The organism is Alteraurantiacibacter buctensis (genome assembly GCF_009827655.1).
In the GTDB taxonomy this organism is placed as follows: Bacteria; Pseudomonadota; Alphaproteobacteria; order Sphingomonadales; family Sphingomonadaceae; genus Alteraurantiacibacter; species Alteraurantiacibacter buctensis.
The window spans coordinates 204,910-220,507 of the sequence record NZ_WTYV01000007.1 but is presented as its reverse complement, the minus strand read 5'-3'; the positions used below and the strand labels follow the sequence as shown (position 1 = coordinate 220,507).

Sequence of the window (15,598 nt, the reverse complement as noted above, 5' to 3'; positions counted from 1 at the left end):
CGCGTGGCCAGCGCCATGGCCACCCAGAAGATCTACAAGCGCACCTATTTCTCCACGCCCAGCACGAAGACCCACGAAAGCCATGCCTTCTGGTCAGGCGAGGAGTGGAACAAGGGCCGCGCCAAGGGCGACCAGCGCGAATTCGACATCAGCCACCGGCACCTGCGTGACGGCGCGGAGATGCCCGATGGCAGCTGGCAGCAGAGCGTCACCATCCACGATGCCGTGGCGCGTGGCTTGGGCAAGCTGGTCGACGTGGACGAGCTGCGCACCGAGTATTCCGAGGAGGAGTTCCGCAACCTCTTCGAATGCGAGGACGTTGACGACAGCGAGAGCAGCTTCCCCTGGGCGCGCCTGGCGCCGGCGCGGGTGGATAGCTTCATGCGCTGGCGCGACTTCAAGCCCGCGTTGATCGATGTGCCCGGTGGCCGGCCCTTCGGCGACCGGCCGGTGTGGATCGGGTACGATCCCAACAAGCAGGGCCGGGATGACGCCGCCCTGGCCGTGCTGGCCCCGCCGGAGGAACCGGGCAAGGGCAAGTTCCGGGTGCTGGAGAAGTTCCGCCTCAACGGGCTGGATTACCAAGGCCAGGCCGATTTCATCGAGCAGGTGGCCCGGCGCTACACCGTGACCGATATCTCGATCGACACCACCGGCCACGGCGGGGCGGTCTGGGAGCTGGTGCGCAAGTGGTTCCCCACGGTGCGGAAGATCGAATACTCGGTGGCCAGCAAGACCGCGCTGGTGATCAAGGGCCAGAATGTGTTCCGCGCCCAGCGCATCGAGTTCGACGCCGGTTGGACCGATGTGCTGCAGGCCTTCATGGCGATCCGCCCGGCGCTGACCGGCAGCCAGAAGGGCGTGACCTATGTCGCCCACCGCAATGGCAAGATCGGCCATGCCGACATCGCCTGGGCGATCCTCAACGCGCTTTCCAACGAACCGATGGACGCCGGCACCGCCCACCAGGGCGGCGGCGGCCGCGTGGTTTTCTCCGATTGATGCGGGCGCTGCCCGGAAAGGACCGATGATGAGTGGACAGGAACTGGTCGAAGCCGGCCCTCAAGTAGCCGAAGGCGGTAGGGCCGAAAGTGCCAAGCCCATGGTGTTCACCTTTGGCGATCCCGAGAGCGTGCTCGATCGGCGCGAGCTCTCCAGCTACTTCGAAGTGTGGCACAACAACCGCTGGTTCGAGCCGCCGCTGCCCATGGACACGCTGGCGCGCAGCTTCAACATGAGCGCGCACCACCGCAGCGCCATCGCCCTGAAGCTGAACCTGCTTGTATCCCACCTGCAGCCAAGCCGGTGGCTGGGCGCGGATGACTTCGAGCGGTTCGCGATCGACTTCCTGCAGATGGGCAACGGGTATCTGGAATGGGTGCCCAACATGGCAGGCGGGCTGGCCCAGGCGCGCGTCTCGCTGGCGCGGCACACCCGCGTGGGGACCAAGCCCGGCGTGTTCTGGTTTGTGACCGGGCCCGTGGGATCGCTGGATCACCAGTTCGCGCCCGACAGCATTTTCCACCTGCAGCAGCCGGACGTGGCGCAGGAGATCTATGGCCTGCCCGAATGGCTGTCGGCCCTGCAGGCTGGGCTGCTCAATGAGAACGCCACCCTGTTCCGCCGCCGGTATTACCTCAACGGGGCGCACGCGGGCTTCATCCTCTACCTCAACGAGGCGCTGGCCGATGCCGAGACCAGCAAGGCGCTGGAGGACCGCCTGAAGCAGGCCAAGGGCGTGGGCAACTTCAAGAACATGCTGGTGCACATACCCGGCGGCAAGAAGGACGGTATCCAGCTGCTGCCGATCGGCGAGGTGGCGGCCAAGGATGAATTCGCCAGCATCAAGAACATCAGCCGCGATGACCTGCTGGCCGCGCACCGGGTGCCGCCTCAGCTGATCGGCATCATCCCGCAGAATAACGGCGGCTTCGGCGGCGTGGCCGATGCCAAGGATGCCTTCTTCGAGATCGAGATCCTGCCGCTGGCCCGGCGCATGCTGCGCATGAACGACTGGTTCGGCCTGAAGGTGCTGGTGTTCCGCAATTACGTCTGCGCCAACGGGGACGAGATCGAGATCGAGACCGGGCGCCGGATCCCGGCTGCAGGCGCTGCCAGGCGCTGACCTGAATTTCCGCGCCGAGAGGCGGGGGACGGGGCGCGGCTACGCCCCAGTCCGACGGAAGAGACCCGTCATGTCCCAATCGGTCCCGCCTTGGGGCCATCCCGCCTGCCGACTCGGCAGCGGAACATTTATGGAACAAACATGACAGAGTCGAATCCTGATTTCACCCGCGAGCCGGTCTCCCCGGTACGCCCGGCGGCCGGCTACATTGGCGGCAAGCGGATGCTGGCCAAGCGCCTGGTGGCACTGATCGAGACGGTACCGCACGCGGCCTATTGCGAGGTCTTCGTCGGCATGGGCGGGGTGTTCTTCCGCCGCGTCTCGCGCCCCAAGAGCGAGACCATCAACGACTGGTCGCAGGACGTGGCCACCTTTTTCCGCGTGCTGCAGCACCACTACGTGGCCTTCCTGGACATGCTGCGCTTCCAGGTAACGAGCCGGGCCAACTTCGAGCTGCTGGTGCGGCAGGACCCGTCCACGCTGACCGATCTGCAGCGATCGGCGCGGTTTCTGTACCTGCAACGCCTCACCTTCGGCGGGAAGGTGGCCCAGCGCGGCTATGGCGTCGACTATGTCGCGCCGGCCCGGTTCGACGTGACCAAGCTGGGCCCGGTGCTCGAGGCGATCCACGAGCGGCTTGCCAGCGTGAAGATCGAGCGGCTGCCGTGGAGCGAGTTCATCGCCCGCTATGACCGGCCCGGCACGCTGTTCTACCTCGATCCGCCGTACTACGGCTGCGAGGGTGACTATGGCCGTGAGCTGTTCGATCGCGACCAGTTCGCCCTTATGGCCGAGCAGCTGGCGGGCCTGAAAGGCCGGTTCATCCTGTCGATCAACGATCATCCCGAGGTGCGCCGGATCTTCGCCGGCTTCGACCACCAGGAGGAGGACGTGCGCTACACCCTGGGCGGGATGGACAAGAGCCGCGAGTTCGGTGAGCTGGTGATCACGGGCGGGGGTTGATGCTCCCGCCGGTTTGACCATTTGTTCTCATCCTGTTCTTACGCGCGGGTGAGCACCAAGCGATTCGAATCCTTGTCCGCACTGATCCGCGAGGGTCTGATGCTGCGCGTTGAATGCCGCTGCGGGCGGGTGGTGCTGCTGGACCCTGGCAAGCTCTTGGATCGCAGCATCGCTGCCGGCGGCGGCCACCTGATCAGCAAGGTCGCCTCGCGCCTGCGCTGCGGCGACTGCGGCGCTCGACCCTCCCATTTCGGCCCGGGCTGACCGGGGGCCCCAAATTTCGGCGGACCACCTGCCTCTACCCCACGCGCCGCGCTCGCCCCCACGCCACGCCCTCGGCTTCTTGATGCCCCGTTGTGCATCCTGATGAGGTGCCGTGCGCTGCCGGGGAGGGGGGTATGTGCGGCAAAGGAGTTACATTGGTTACATGCCCCCTCGGGCCATTCCTAACAATCTGAATTATAACGATAAAGCATGTCACCTTCTTGAGGTTACATGAAGTGATTTTTTTGGGCCATTTTTGTTACATCATTGATTTTATGGAAGAATTATCTTTGAGAATATCACAGTCTAGAGAGGTAATCTGGTAACAAGAATATCACTAAAATATCACTTCATAAGCTATTGAATTTAAACAAATGTCACCTTTGTAACTCACTTGCCACGGACACCCCCGACTTGAGCGAAGGCCAACGCAAAACTGCGAAAAACGCCGTTAGAACGCAGTGAGGCGCCCGAGGCGATGCCTGGGCGACAGGGTAGTGCGGTAGTGTGCGAAGCTAGGCGGCGATGCGAATTGTTCGCCAATGACCAAATCCAACCCCCGCAACCAAACCCATGCAAACGGCCCTGCCACCCTCAACGGTGGCGGGGCCGTTTGGCGTTTGCGGCCAGGCGCTGCCGGCTTGAGCAATGGTGGCTGCGGCAGTCCGATTGGGTGCTCGCCCGCTGCTGGCGTGCCGCTCATCGGCGGTGCCTCTGCACTGCCGATCCTCTGGTCGACTGGATTGCCTTGCGCGAGGCCCCCTTTGCCGGTCGCATTCCGGATACCGAGACGCCCGGCGTTGGAGAAACGCTCCGGACGATAATATTCCGATGCCTACTGCGGTCGCCACTGGGGAGAGAGGTGGCTGGCTGGCAGCGTGACCTCCACGCTTGCGGCCGGGTGGCGGCTGTCATGCGCAACGGTCACGCGGTAAGTGCCCGCCGCGCGGCGCCAGCCCGGGTTGGCAACATCCCACACCGCCAGCAGGCGGGGATCGACTGCCACGCTCAGTTGCCGGGTCTCGCCAGGTTGCAACATGACCTTGGCAAAGGCGGCCAAGCGTTGCGGGGCCTCCCAGCCCTCTGCGCTGATATAGACCTGCGCTGCATCGGCCCCGGCGCGCTGCCCGGTATTGGTGACGGTAAAAGTGGCCACCAGGCCCTCTCCGGCGCGGCTGACCGACAGGCCGCCATAGCGGAATTCGGTGAAGGACAGCCCGTGCCCGAACGGGAACAAAGGCTCCAGCCCGCGCGCGTCGAACCACTTGTAACCCACTGTAGCGCCTTCCCCATACACCACGTCTCCCGCCTGCGGATCGCTCGGATTCGGCAACTGATCTAGGCTGCGCGGGAAGGTGGCGGGCAAGTGACCCGAGGGATTGACCGCTCCGGTCAGCACCCTGGCAATCGCCGCGCCGCCCATGCTGCCGGGATACCAAGCCTGCACAATAGCCGCCACCCGGTCTGCCCAGGGCATCAGCACCGGTCCGCCGGTTTGCAGCACGACAACGGTATTGCGCTGGTTCATCGCCACCGACTCCACCAGCGTATCGTCCTCCACGTGGGCGGGAACATCGATGCTTTCGCTGGCCCACTGGTTGGCGAAAACGATGGCAAGATCCGCGGTGTTGGCGGCAGCGGCTGCCGCTTCGTGGTCGCGGCCGTCCAGATAGGTGATTTCGGCTTCAGGCAGCAGGGCGCGCAGTTCAGCGAGCGGGCTGGAGGGATAGTAGACCACCGGACCGGGCCAGCTCGTAGGCTCCAGCCCGGGGACGGCGTTGCCGCCCTCCGGATAGACCTGGCTCGATCCCCCGCCTGACAGCACGCCAGCATCGGCATGACCGCCGATCACTACGATGCGTCGCGCGGTTGCGGCCAGCGGCAGGAGGTTACGCTCGTTCTTGAGCAGCACGATGCCGGCCTCGGCATCGGCCTGGCTGACCGCCCGGTTGGCGGCAAAGTCGATCGCTTGACTGGCGCTCGCCGGGTGTTCGACCAGGCCATAGGCAAACAGGGTGCGCAGGATGCGGTGCACCGCCGTATCGATCTGGCCTTGCGTGATTTCGCCCGCAACAAGTGCCACGCGAAGCCGCTCCGCCCCCAACCAGCCATCGCGCTGCAGGCCGAAGCCGCTTTCCTGGTCCAGTCCGGCATTGATCGAAGGCGCGGTGGAGTGAACCGCGCCCCAGTCCGACATAACGAATCCGGGAAAGCCCCATTCCTCGCGCAGGACCTGGGTCAGCAGGAACGGGGCTTCGCAGGCGTGCGGCCCGTTCACCCGGTTATAGGCGCACATGACCGACCCGGGATTGCCTGCCTCGTGCGCCAACTGGAATGCCAGCAGGTCGGACATGCGCATGGTCGCTTCGTCAATCACCGAGTTGCCGTTGCTGCGGTCGGTCTCCTGGTCATTCACGGCGAAATGCTTGCTGGTGGCGATGATGTGGTTGGACTGGATGCCTGCCACCTGCGCACCGACCATGATGCCGGCCAGCAGCGGATCCTCACCCGCATACTCGAAATTGCGCCCATTGCGCGGATCGCGCAGCAGGTTGACCCCGCCTGCCAACATGACGTTGAAGCCGTCGGCGCGCGCCTCCCGCCCGATCATCGCTCCGCCGGCAAAGGCCAGCGCGCGATCCCAGGTGGCGGCGGTGGCAAGGCCGCTGGGCAGCGCCGTGCGCGGGTGCTTCACCTCGGCTCCGCCCTGCATGGCAACGCCGATCCCCGCATCGGTCTGCCACTGGCCGGGAATGCCCAGGCGCGGGATGCCGGGAACGTAACCGGCCGACCCCGGACGGGCCTCGGGATGGCGGATATAGTTGCCGGGTTCGAAGCTCTCGCCGAAATAGCCCATCATGAGAGTCAGCTTCTCGTCCTGCGTCATCTGCGCGAGGATGGTCGCCGCACGCTCGTCCGGGGTACCGGCAGTATCCGCCGCCAGTGTGACAGAGGCATCCTGCGCGGCGAGCGGCAGCGCGAACGGGGCAGCCATGACCAGGGCAAGTGCCGTGGCGGCGGTTAAACGGGGGGTGCGGGGCATGGCGTCCTCTCTTATGGTAGCGTTACCAGACAGCACAGCCGCGGGCTTTTGTCACCTGCCTACATGGAATTGCCATCAAGGCTGGCTATATCGGGCGCCAGACAGGAGATTCCTTGCATGACACCCGATCGCCGCCAGTTCCTGCGCGCCGCCAGCAGCGCCTTTGCCGCCCTCGCCGCCGCCGGGTGTGCCGCCCGCGGTGGCGGGCTGGCCGCACTGCCGGTCGGTGACGGTTACGGCGCGCCGGTGCCCGATCCTGCAGGGCTGATGGACCTGCCGCCGGGCTTTTCCTATCGCGTGCTGTCCTCGCTGGGCGATGCGATGGACGATGGCGGCACCGTGCCCGATGCGGCCGACGGCATGGGCTGCTTCGACATCGGCAATGGCGAGCTGGCGCTGGTGCGCAATCACGAACTCTCGCCGAACCAGGACGGCGGCGGGGTGATGGGCCGCGCTTATGACACGGTGGCGCGCAGCCTGATCCCGCTGCCCGGTGGCACCACCACGCTGGTGCTCGACGCGCGGACCCTGGCCGTGAAACGCCAGTTCCGCAGCCTTGCCGGCACCATCCGCAACTGCGCGGGCGGCATCACGCCGTGGGGATCTTGGCTCACCTGCGAGGAAAACGTCACCCGCGCCAATGGGCGGGTGAACAAGGACCATGGCTATGTGTTCGAAGTGCCAGCCACGGCCGCCGGGCTGGTCGATCCCGTGCCGCTGACCGCCATGGGCCGCTTCAACCACGAGGCGGCTTGCGTCGATCCTTCCAGCGGCATTGTCTACCTGACAGAGGACCGCGAGGACGGCCTGCTCTATCGCTTCATTCCCACCCGTCCGGGCGAGCTGGCGCGCGGCGGCACGCTGCAGGCACTGGTGGTGCAGGGCGTGGCCGATACCCGCAACTGGGACATGGTGAGCATGACGCAGGGCCGCCCGCTGGCCGGCACCTGGGTCTCGCTCGACAACCCCGAAGCGCCCGAGGATGACCTGCGCCAGCGCGGCGCGGCGGCGGGTGCGGCCCTGTTTGCGCGCGGCGAAGGCATCTGGATGGGCGAGGGCGAGTTCTACTTTACCGCCACCAGCGGGGGCGCGGCCAGGCAGGGCCAGGTGTTCCGCCTGAGGCCCACCCTGCACGGGCCTGACGCGATCGACCTGTTCTACGAAAGCCCGGCGATGGCCGAATACAGCTTCGGCGACAACCTGACCATCGCCCCCGATGGCGAACTGTTCGTGTGCGAGGACCAGTACCAGGACGATCACGTCAACCACCTGCGCGGCCTGACGCGCGACGGGCGCAGCTATGCATTCGCCCGCCTGCTGGTGCAAAGCGAAACCGCCGGGGCCTGCTTTTCGCCCGATGGCCACACGCTGTTCGTCAACGTCTACAGCCCGGCGAAGACGCTTGCGATTACGGGTCCGTGGAAGTGGCTGTAGGCTGAGCTGACGGGATCAGCTGGCAATCATCTTCACGCCGGACACCACCAGCATCCCGGCCAGCGCCATCCGCACCAACGTTTCGTTGACCCGCCCGGCCACCAGCGAGCCGCCAATGATCCCGGGGACCGAGCCGATAAGCAGGCTGACCAGCAGCCACAGGTCCACATTGCCCAGCCAGCTATGGCCGACGGCGGCCACCAGCGTCAGCGGCACGGCGTGGATGATGTCGGTGCCAACGATCGTCTTGGCGCTGAGCCGCAGCGGATAAACCATCGCCAGCAAAACGGCCACCAGCGCCCCGGCACCCACCGAAGTCAGCGTCACCAGCACGCCCACCACAAGACCGCCCACAACGGTAGCAGCGACTTGCCGGCCTCGCATGTTGGGGCCCATCCGGTCGCGGAACTTGCGCATCGGGGCGGTCACGCGGGGCTTGATGATCATCAGCACGGCCACCAGCAGCAGCGCGGAGCCCAGCAAGGTCACCAACAGCGCCGATTCCATCCGGCCATCGTGGAACAGACCCAGCCAGATCAGCGTCGCCACGGCGGCCGGGATGCTCCCCAGCGCCAGGCGGCGGACGATCGCCCAGTCGGGCGAGCCCAGCTTGTGGTGGATGCCGCCGCCCACCGCCTTGGTGATCGCTGCAAACCACAGGTCGGTGCCCACGGCCACGGCAGGGGTGAAGCCAAAGAACAGGATCAGGATCGGGGCCATCAGCGAGCCCCCGCCAACGCCGGTCAACCCGACGAGGAACCCGACGAAGGCCCCCGCGGTCGAATAGCCCAGGTTGATCCCCTCGAGCACGCCGGAGGCCTAGTCCGGCTTGCCCAGCGCAGCGACCAGTTCCAGCACCGGCGCGGCCCATTCGGGGCGGCAGATCAGCAGGTCGGGCAGCCAGGTATCGGCCTGGTTGTAGACCATCGGGCTGCCATCGATGCGGCTGCAGTGCAGGCCATGCGCGGCAGCCACCGCCACCGGGGCGCAGCTGTCCCACTCGTACTGGCCGCCGGAGTGGAGGTAGATTTCCGCCTCGCCCAGCACCACCGCCATCGCCTTGGCCCCGGCGCTGCCCATGCCCACCAGCTCGCCATCGAGCGCCTCGGCCACGGCCACGGCTTCGGCAGCGGGGCGGGTGCGGCTGACCACCAGGCGCGGGCGGGCGGCAGGCGCGGGCAGGGGGCGCGGTTGGTCGGTCCGGAGGACGATCCCGCCGTCAAGGCCGGGCAGGGCAACCGCGCCCACGGTCGCTACGCCATCGATGGCCAGGCCCACGTGCACCGCCCAGTCGGCCCGCTCCTCGCCATATTCGCGGGTGCCGTCCACCGGATCGACGATCCACACGCGGCTTTTGCCAAGGCGCTCGGCGGTATCCTTGCTTTCCTCGGACAGCAGGCCATCGTCCGGCCGCTGCTGGCGCAGGGCGTGGACCAGGAACTGGTTGGCCGTCTGGTCGCCCGCCTTGCCGAGAGACTTGCCCTCGAACATGCCGCTTGCCCGCACCTCCAGCAGGATGCGCCCGGCAACGGCGGCCAGGTGGGCGGCGAGCTGCGCGTCGGTCATGCTCACTTGATCAGCCGATCGATGATCAGGTCCGCCGCCTGTTCCACGGTCATCGCCGTGGTGTCGATGCGGATTTCGGGGCTTTCCGGTTCCTCATAGGGGCTGTCGATGCCGGTGAAGTTCTTCAGCTGTCCGGCGCGGGCCTTCTTGTACAGGCCCTTCACGTCGCGCGCCTCGGCCACTGCCAGCGGGGTGTCGACGTGCACTTCCAGGAACTCGCCTTCGGGCAGCATGGCGCGGACCATGTCGCGCTCGGCGCGGAACGGGCTGATGAAGGCGGTGATCACGATCAGGCCGGCATCGGCCATCAGCCGGGCCACTTCGCCCACGCGGCGGATGTTCTCGATCCGGTCGGCCTCGGTAAAGCCCAGGTCCTTGTTGAGGCCGTGGCGCACGTTGTCGCCATCGAGCAGGAAGGTGTGCCGGTTCATCCGGTGCAGCTTTTTTTCCACCATGTTGGCGATGGTGCTCTTGCCGCTGCCGGAAAGGCCGGTGAACCACAGCACGCAGGCCTGCTGGTTCTTCATTGCCGCGTGCTGTTCGCGGGTGATTTCCAGCGCCTGCCAGTGCACGTTTTGCGCACGGCGCAGGCTGAAGTTGATCGTGCCCGCGCCCACGGTGGCGTTGGTCAGCTTGTCGATCAGGATGAACCCGCCCAGCGCCTTGGATGCGGCATAGGGTTCGAAGGTGATCGGCTTGTCGGTGGTCACCTCCACCACGCCGATGCCGTTCAGCTTCAGCGTCTTGGCAGCCAGGTGCTCCAGCGAATTGACGTCGATCTCGTATTTCGGCTGGTGGATGGTGGCGGACACGGTCTGTGTCGCCAGCTTCAGCCAGTAGGCGCGGCCGGGGATCAGGTCCTGCTCGCTCATCCAGATCAGGTTGGCCTCGAACTGGTCGGCGCTTTCGGGCGGATCGCCGGCGGCGGCCATCACGTCACCCCGGCTGCAATCGACCTCGTCTGCCAGGCACACGGTCACGGCTTCGCCGGCCACCGCTTCGTCCAGGTCGCCATTCATCGTGATCACGCGGGTGACCGTGCTGGTCTTGCCCGAAGGCACGATCCGGACCGCATCGCCCGGCTTTACCGAGCCGCTGGTGATCAGGCCGGAGAAGCCGCGGAAGTCGAGGTTGGGGCGGTTGACCCACTGCACCGGCATGCGGAAGGCCAGTCCCTGTGCGGTGGTGGTGTCCACCTCCACCGTTTCCAGGTGATGGATCAGGCTGGGGCCGGTGTACCAGGGGGTGTTGGCGCTGGGGGCGGTGGTGATGTTGTCACCCTTGAACCCGCTGATGGGGATGGGGGTGAATGCGGTGATGCCGATCTCGGCGGCAAACTGGCGGTAATCGGCCACGATGGCATCGAAGGTGGCCTGGTCATAACCCACCAGGTCCATCTTGTTCACCGCCAGCACGATGTGGCGGATGCCGACGAGGTGGGCCAGGAAGCTGTGGCGGCGGGTCTGCGTCAGCACGCCCTTGCGCGCGTCGATCAGGATCACGGCCAGGTCAGCCGTGGAGGCGCCGGTCACCATGTTGCGGGTGTACTGCTCGTGCCCCGGTGTATCGGCCACGATGAACTTGCGCTTTTCGGTGGCGAAGAAGCGATAGGCCACGTCGATCGTGATGCCCTGTTCGCGTTCGGCGGTCAGGCCGTCCACCAGCAGCGCGAAGTCGATCTCGCCGCCTTGCGTGCCCACGCGCTTGCTGTCGGCCTCCAGCGCGGCAAGCTGATCCTCGAAGATCATCTTGCTGTCATACAGCAGGCGGCCGATCAGCGTGCTCTTGCCATCGTCCACGCTGCCGCAGGTGATGAAGCGTAGCAGCGTCTTGTTCTGGTGCTGCGCAAGATAGGCGTCTATGTCCTCGGCGATCAGGGCGTCGGTCTGGTAGACGGGATCGGTCACGGGTGCGTCGGCCATCAGAAGTAGCCCTCCTGCTTCTTCTTTTCCATCGACCCGTCGCCGGCGTCCTTGTCGATCACGCGGCCCTGCCGCTCGCTGGTGGTGGTCAGCAGCATTTCCTGCACCACGTCGGACAGGTTGGCAGCCTCGCTTTCCACCGCCCCGGTCAGCGGCCAGCAGCCCAGCGTGCGGAAGCGGACCGAGCGGGTTGTGATCGGGGGCAGTTTGCCCATCACCTTCTCCAGCCGCTCCAGGTCATCGGCCATGAACAGGCCGCCTTCGTATTCATAGGTGGGGCGCGGGGCGGCGAAATAGAGCGGCACGATCTCGATGTTCTCGGCCATGATGTATTGCCAGATGTCCAGCTCGGTCCAGTTGGAGATCGGGAACACGCGGATCGATTCACCCTTGGCCTTGCGCGTGTTGTAGACGTTCCACAGCTCGGGCCGCTGGTTCTTGGGGTCCCACCCGTGGCTGGCGGTGCGGAAGGAGAAGATGCGCTCCTTGGCGCGGCTCTTCTCTTCGTCGCGGCGTGCGCCGCCGAAAGCGGCATCGAAGCCGTAGAGGTCCAGCGCCTGTTTCAGCCCTTCGGTCTTCCACATGTCGGTGTGCAGGGGGCCGTGATCGAACGGGTTGATCCCGCGCTCCTCGGCCTCCGGATTGTGATAGACCAGCAGCTCCATGCCGGCGTTCTTCGCGCTGCGTTCGCGCAGATCGTACATGTCCCTGAACTTCCACGTGGTGTCCACGTGCAGCAGGGGGAACGGCGGGGGCGAGGGGTAGAAGGCCTTCTTCGCCAGGTGCAGCATCACCGCGCTGTCCTTGCCGATGGAATAGAGCATCACCGGCTTCTGCGCCTCGGCCGCAACCTCGCGCATGATGTGGATGGCTTCGGCTTCCAGCCGCTGGAGGTGAGTCAGGTTTTTCATCGTGATCGTGCCCTTGGCCCATTCGCCGCCAAAGCGCCCGCGAGAATTTCTATCACCCCCTTAACGCGAGGGGCGCGAGCGGCGTCCAGGCCTCAGCGTCGGGCAGCGGGGCGAAGACTTCATCGATCATCTCCGGCGTGACTCCTTCGGGAGTGGCAGGCTGCCAACGCGGGGCATTGTCCTTTTCCACCAGCACCGCGCGCACCCCTTCGGCAAAGTCGCCCCGCGCAATCATGCGGCAGGCCAGAGCAAATTCGCGGGCCATTTCGGCGGCGAAATCGGCCGGAGCGGTGGCCAGTTGGCGCAGTGCGACCTTGGCCGTGGCAGGACACTTGGCGGCAACCGCCTTCCATTCCTTGGCCGCCCATTCGCTGTCATCGGCGGCAAGGGCTGCCAGGATGCCTTCCAGCGTGTCGTGGGCGAACAGCCGGTCAATCCGCTCGGCATTGCGTTCCAGCCGGGCGGGCGGGGGTGGGGTGGAAAGATCGCGCAGGATCTCGTCCGCGGCAGCGGGCTCGCGGGCGATGGCGGCCTTGGCTTCCTCCAGGTCGTCGCTGGCGAGATAGTGGGTGGTAAGACCCGCCCACAGGCATTCCGCCCCGTCCAGCCGTGCCCCGGTCAAGGCGAGGAACTTGCCGAGCTGGCCCGGCAGACGGGACAGATAGAGGCCCGCGCCGACATCGGGAAACAGGCCGATGGCGCCTTCCGGCATGGCCAGCAGGGTGTTCTCGGTCGCCACGCGGATGGTGCACGGCAGGGCCAGGCCCACGCCGCCGCCCATCGTTACCCCGTCCATGCAGGCGATTACGGGCTTGGGATAAGTGTAGAGCAGGTGGTTGAGGCGGTATTCGGCCAGGAAGAAAGCGCGGGCCGCTGCCCCGCCATCGTCCAGCACCGACTGGCGCACGGCCACCACGTCACCGCCGGCGCAGAACCCGCGCGTGGCCGCAGCATGGTCGAGGATTACGGCCTCGATGGCCGGATCGTCGCGCCATTCCAGCAGCGCGTCGGCCAGGAGGTCGCACATCGCCTGGTTCAGCGAATGCAGCGCGCGAGGGCGGTTGAGGGTGAGCCTGCCAACACTGCCGGTGCGGCTGGCCAGGATGGGAGTGGGCATGGCTGGTCTGCTGGCCCTATTCCATCGGCATGTCGACCAGCGCCTCGCAGCGCTTGCGGCGGAACGCCTCGCCATCGCCGAAGCTGCTTTCCAGCACCTGTCCGCCATCAAGCAGGCGATAGGTGGCCTGCTCGGTCCAGGTATCGCCCTCGCCGCTCATGGTGAAATCGATCACCAGGGTGTCGGGCGCGGGCTGGCTGAGCGAGGTCACCTCGCCCAGGGATTCGTAGAACTGCACGCGGCGCGCCTCGATCGTCAGTTGCGCGTCGGACCAGTTGGCGCAACTGCCGGTTTCGGCATCCCAGTAGCCGCGGAAGGCGGCGGGGATTTCGTTCAACTCGGCAGCGGGCGCGGCGCTGGCGGCAGGGCTGGCGGATGCGGTGGCGGCCGGCTCGCTGGCCGGGGCTTCGGGCACCGGCTCCTCGCTGGAACAGGCGGCTAGCAGGGCCAGCGCGGCCATGGCAGTCAGGCGTTTCATTGCCCCGCCCCCACGATGGCTTCGGCTTCGATCTCCACCTTGAAATGCGGCCCCGCCAGCGCGCTGACGGCCACCAGGGTGCCCGCCGGACGGGCATGGCCGCAGGCGGCAGTGAAGGCGTTCGTCACCACCATCGCATCGGCAATGTCGGTCACGAACATGCGCACCCGCACGATGTCGCCCGAATGGCCGCCAAGTTGGCGGATATAGTCGATGATCTGCTCGAAGCAGCGTTCCGCCTGGCGCCCGGCATCGGGGCTGATCGACCCGTCCTGCTCCACGCCCACGTTGCCGGCCACGATGATGCGGTCACCCACGCGGATGGCGCGGGTGAACTTTGCCTGTTCCTCGAAAGCACCCAGCGGGGGAATGCGCTGGCGGCCGTCATGCGGGCCGGGATCGCTTGGTTCAGCCACAGGATATCCTCTCGATCACCATGTCGTCGTCATACGAGACAGTAAGGCGATCGGCCCGGAAGTCCATCGTCACCGCAGTGCGCGGCGGTACCCAGCGCAATGTGCGCGCGCCGGTCAGCCGCAGCAGCGTGGCCCCGCTTTCGGCGGTGGCGCGGTGGCCGATGTGCTCCTGCACGCCGCTGGCATCACATTCGCCCGCCAGCTCGCGCTGGGGCGGCTCCTCGCCAGTGGTGGTGCAAGCGCCCAGCAGCAGGGCAAGGGCGGGAAGAACGGCGATTGATCGCATGGCAGGACCCTTTCGTGGCATGTCTCTACCCCTATAAACATCAAGGCTCGCCATGTCGTTCCGCGATTGGTATGAGGGGGGAATAGATAGCAAGGTAACGAATTCCATGTCCCTGACCGCCACCCCCATCACTCCGCGCTTCGGTGCCGAAATCAGCGGAATCGACCTGACCCGCCCCCTCAGCCAGGAGCAGGTGGGCGAAGTGATCGACGCGATGACCCGGTGGGGCGTCTGCGTGTTCCGCAACACCGGCATGACCGACGCGCAGCATGTCGAGTTCAGCCGCAACTTCGGCTATCTTGAACGGGTGCCCAAGCGCGAAGGCCTGCGCATGCGCCTGCCGTTCCGCGAGCTGTTCGATGCCAGCAACCTCAACATCGACGGCGAGATCACGCAGGACCCGGCGGCCATCCGGTATCGCAAGGGCGACATGCTGTGGCACACCGACAGCGCCTTCATGGAAAAGCGCACCTCCTATTCCGCGCTGCTGGCCCACATCGTGCCGCCCGAAGGCGGGGACACCGGCTTTGCCGATGCCCGCACCGCCTATGAGGAGCTGGACGCGGAAACCAAGGCCCTGATCGAGGGCAAGATCGGCATCAACTCGCTGTGGTGGAGCCGCAAGCAGGCCGGGGCCGACATCCCCGACGAGGAAATCGAGGCGCGGCCCGTGGCCCGGCATCCCATCGTCCACACCCACGCCGCCTCGGGCCGCAAGTCGCTGTTCATCGCCGCGCATACGATGGACATCGAAGGGATGGACAAGGCCGAAGGCCGCGCGCTGATCCGGCGGCTGATCGACCATGTCACGCAGGACAAGTACACCTTCTACGTGAATTGGCAGCCGGGCGACCTGGTGATGTGGGACAACCTTTGCACCATGCACCGCGGCGGCCTTTACGACATGGATCGCTACAAGCGCGACATGCGCCGCACCACGGTGCGCGAGGGGACCGAGCCGTTCCAGATGGAGACGGGTGACGATCCCTACAGCGCGCTGTTCGCCCAGGCCCCCAAGGTCGTCGACATTGCCGACGCGCGGGTGGGCGGGCGTTAAGCCGCCTGCGCCCACC

General features: G+C 66.2%; 15 protein-coding genes. 6 read left to right on the top strand and 9 right to left on the bottom strand.

Annotation, left to right across the window (positions count from 1 at the left end; translation table 11 throughout):
* From GRI99_RS16165 to GRI99_RS16150, 4 genes are all read left to right on the top strand, one after another.
* On the top strand, nucleotides 1-1,002 hold a 1,002-nt coding region (locus GRI99_RS16165), incomplete at its 5' end, for a phage terminase large subunit family protein (protein ID WP_202393139.1).
* A gap of 28 nt (nucleotides 1,003-1,030) precedes the next feature.
* The gene (locus GRI99_RS16160) at nucleotides 1,031-2,125 is read left to right on the top strand and encodes a phage portal protein (RefSeq protein ID WP_237438400.1); all 1,095 of its coding nucleotides are present in this window, start codon (nucleotides 1,031-1,033) and stop codon (nucleotides 2,123-2,125) included.
* A gap of 141 nt (nucleotides 2,126-2,266) precedes the next feature.
* Nucleotides 2,267-3,088, top strand: a complete 822-nt coding sequence (locus GRI99_RS16155) for a DNA adenine methylase (RefSeq protein WP_160773091.1) — start codon at nucleotides 2,267-2,269, stop codon at nucleotides 3,086-3,088.
* A gap of 48 nt (nucleotides 3,089-3,136) precedes the next feature.
* Complete coding sequence (locus tag GRI99_RS16150; RefSeq protein WP_160773090.1) at nucleotides 3,137-3,352, top strand: hypothetical protein; 216 nt, start codon at nucleotides 3,137-3,139, stop codon at nucleotides 3,350-3,352.
* Between the two features lie 835 nt (nucleotides 3,353-4,187).
* Here the strand turns inward: GRI99_RS16150 and GRI99_RS16145 are convergent.
* Nucleotides 4,188-6,395: a glycoside hydrolase family 3 C-terminal domain-containing protein gene (locus GRI99_RS16145; protein WP_160773089.1), complete on the bottom strand. Its 2,208-nt coding sequence runs from the start codon at nucleotides 6,393-6,395 to the stop codon at nucleotides 4,188-4,190.
* 117 nt (nucleotides 6,396-6,512) lie between these two features.
* Here GRI99_RS16145 and GRI99_RS16140 point away from each other — a divergent pair, with 117 nt between their 5' ends.
* Entirely contained in the window at nucleotides 6,513-7,829 is a 1,317-nt protein-coding gene (locus GRI99_RS16140) for an alkaline phosphatase PhoX (RefSeq protein WP_160773088.1), read from the top strand.
* A 15-nt stretch (nucleotides 7,830-7,844) separates the two neighbouring features.
* Here GRI99_RS16140 and GRI99_RS16135 read toward each other — a convergent pair whose 3' ends face one another.
* The 8 genes from GRI99_RS16135 to GRI99_RS16100 are packed head-to-tail and all read right to left on the bottom strand — an operon-like array spanning nucleotide 7,845 to nucleotide 14,525.
* Entirely contained in the window at nucleotides 7,845-8,639 is a 795-nt protein-coding gene (locus GRI99_RS16135; protein WP_337192942.1) for a sulfite exporter TauE/SafE family protein, read from the bottom strand.
* Nucleotides 8,640-8,648: 9 nt separating this feature from the next.
* Nucleotides 8,649-9,395, bottom strand: a complete 747-nt coding sequence (locus tag GRI99_RS16130) for a 3'(2'),5'-bisphosphate nucleotidase CysQ (RefSeq protein WP_160773087.1) — start codon at nucleotides 9,393-9,395, stop codon at nucleotides 8,649-8,651.
* A gap of 2 nt (nucleotides 9,396-9,397) precedes the next feature.
* Complete coding sequence (gene cysN, locus GRI99_RS16125) at nucleotides 9,398-11,317, bottom strand: sulfate adenylyltransferase subunit CysN (protein WP_160773086.1); 1,920 nt, start codon at nucleotides 11,315-11,317, stop codon at nucleotides 9,398-9,400.
* Nucleotides 11,317-12,228, bottom strand: coding sequence for a sulfate adenylyltransferase subunit CysD (gene cysD, locus GRI99_RS16120; RefSeq protein ID WP_160773085.1), 912 nt, complete (start codon nucleotides 12,226-12,228; stop codon nucleotides 11,317-11,319). Before cysD ends, cysN begins: the two co-directional genes overlap by 1 nt.
* A gap of 52 nt (nucleotides 12,229-12,280) precedes the next feature.
* Nucleotides 12,281-13,345: an enoyl-CoA hydratase/isomerase family protein gene (locus tag GRI99_RS16115; RefSeq protein WP_160773084.1), complete on the bottom strand. Its 1,065-nt coding sequence runs from the start codon at nucleotides 13,343-13,345 to the stop codon at nucleotides 12,281-12,283.
* A 16-nt stretch (nucleotides 13,346-13,361) separates the two neighbouring features.
* Nucleotides 13,362-13,823: a hypothetical protein gene (locus GRI99_RS16110; RefSeq protein WP_160773083.1), complete on the bottom strand. Its 462-nt coding sequence runs from the start codon at nucleotides 13,821-13,823 to the stop codon at nucleotides 13,362-13,364.
* Nucleotides 13,820-14,239, bottom strand: coding sequence for a Rid family hydrolase (locus GRI99_RS16105; protein ID WP_337192941.1), 420 nt, complete (start codon nucleotides 14,237-14,239; stop codon nucleotides 13,820-13,822). Before GRI99_RS16105 ends, GRI99_RS16110 begins: the two co-directional genes overlap by 4 nt.
* Nucleotides 14,232-14,525, bottom strand: a complete 294-nt coding sequence (locus GRI99_RS16100) for an I78 family peptidase inhibitor (protein WP_160773082.1) — start codon at nucleotides 14,523-14,525, stop codon at nucleotides 14,232-14,234. Before GRI99_RS16100 ends, GRI99_RS16105 begins: the two co-directional genes overlap by 8 nt.
* Before the next feature lie 106 nt (nucleotides 14,526-14,631).
* Between GRI99_RS16100 and GRI99_RS16095 the strand changes: the two genes are divergently transcribed.
* A complete protein-coding gene (locus GRI99_RS16095; RefSeq protein WP_160773081.1) occupies nucleotides 14,632-15,582 on the top strand; it encodes a TauD/TfdA dioxygenase family protein in 951 nt (316 codons plus the stop codon).
* Nucleotides 15,583-15,598 lie beyond the last annotated feature (16 nt).

What these genes read in the sequence shown, in the direction of transcription:
- GRI99_RS16160 (WP_237438400.1), top strand. Translation starts at nt 1,031, where the DNA reads ATGAGTGGACAGGAACTGGTCGAAGCCGGCCCTCAAGTAGCCGAAGGC.
- GRI99_RS16155 (WP_160773091.1), top strand. Translation starts at nt 2,267, where the DNA reads ATGACAGAGTCGAATCCTGATTTCACCCGCGAGCCGGTCTCCCCGGTA.
- GRI99_RS16145 (WP_160773089.1), bottom strand. Translation starts at nt 6,395, where the DNA reads ATGCCCCGCACCCCCCGTTTAACCGCCGCCACGGCACTTGCCCTGGTC.
- GRI99_RS16140 (WP_160773088.1), top strand. Translation starts at nt 6,513, where the DNA reads ATGACACCCGATCGCCGCCAGTTCCTGCGCGCCGCCAGCAGCGCCTTT.
- GRI99_RS16130 (WP_160773087.1), bottom strand. Translation starts at nt 9,395, where the DNA reads ATGACCGACGCGCAGCTCGCCGCCCACCTGGCCGCCGTTGCCGGGCGC.
- cysN (WP_160773086.1), bottom strand. Translation starts at nt 11,317, where the DNA reads ATGGCCGACGCACCCGTGACCGATCCCGTCTACCAGACCGACGCCCTG.
- cysD (WP_160773085.1), bottom strand. Translation starts at nt 12,228, where the DNA reads ATGAAAAACCTGACTCACCTCCAGCGGCTGGAAGCCGAAGCCATCCAC.
- GRI99_RS16115 (WP_160773084.1), bottom strand. Translation starts at nt 13,345, where the DNA reads ATGCCCACTCCCATCCTGGCCAGCCGCACCGGCAGTGTTGGCAGGCTC.
- GRI99_RS16110 (WP_160773083.1), bottom strand. Translation starts at nt 13,823, where the DNA reads ATGAAACGCCTGACTGCCATGGCCGCGCTGGCCCTGCTAGCCGCCTGT.
- GRI99_RS16100 (WP_160773082.1), bottom strand. Translation starts at nt 14,525, where the DNA reads ATGCGATCAATCGCCGTTCTTCCCGCCCTTGCCCTGCTGCTGGGCGCT.
- GRI99_RS16095 (WP_160773081.1), top strand. Translation starts at nt 14,632, where the DNA reads ATGTCCCTGACCGCCACCCCCATCACTCCGCGCTTCGGTGCCGAAATC.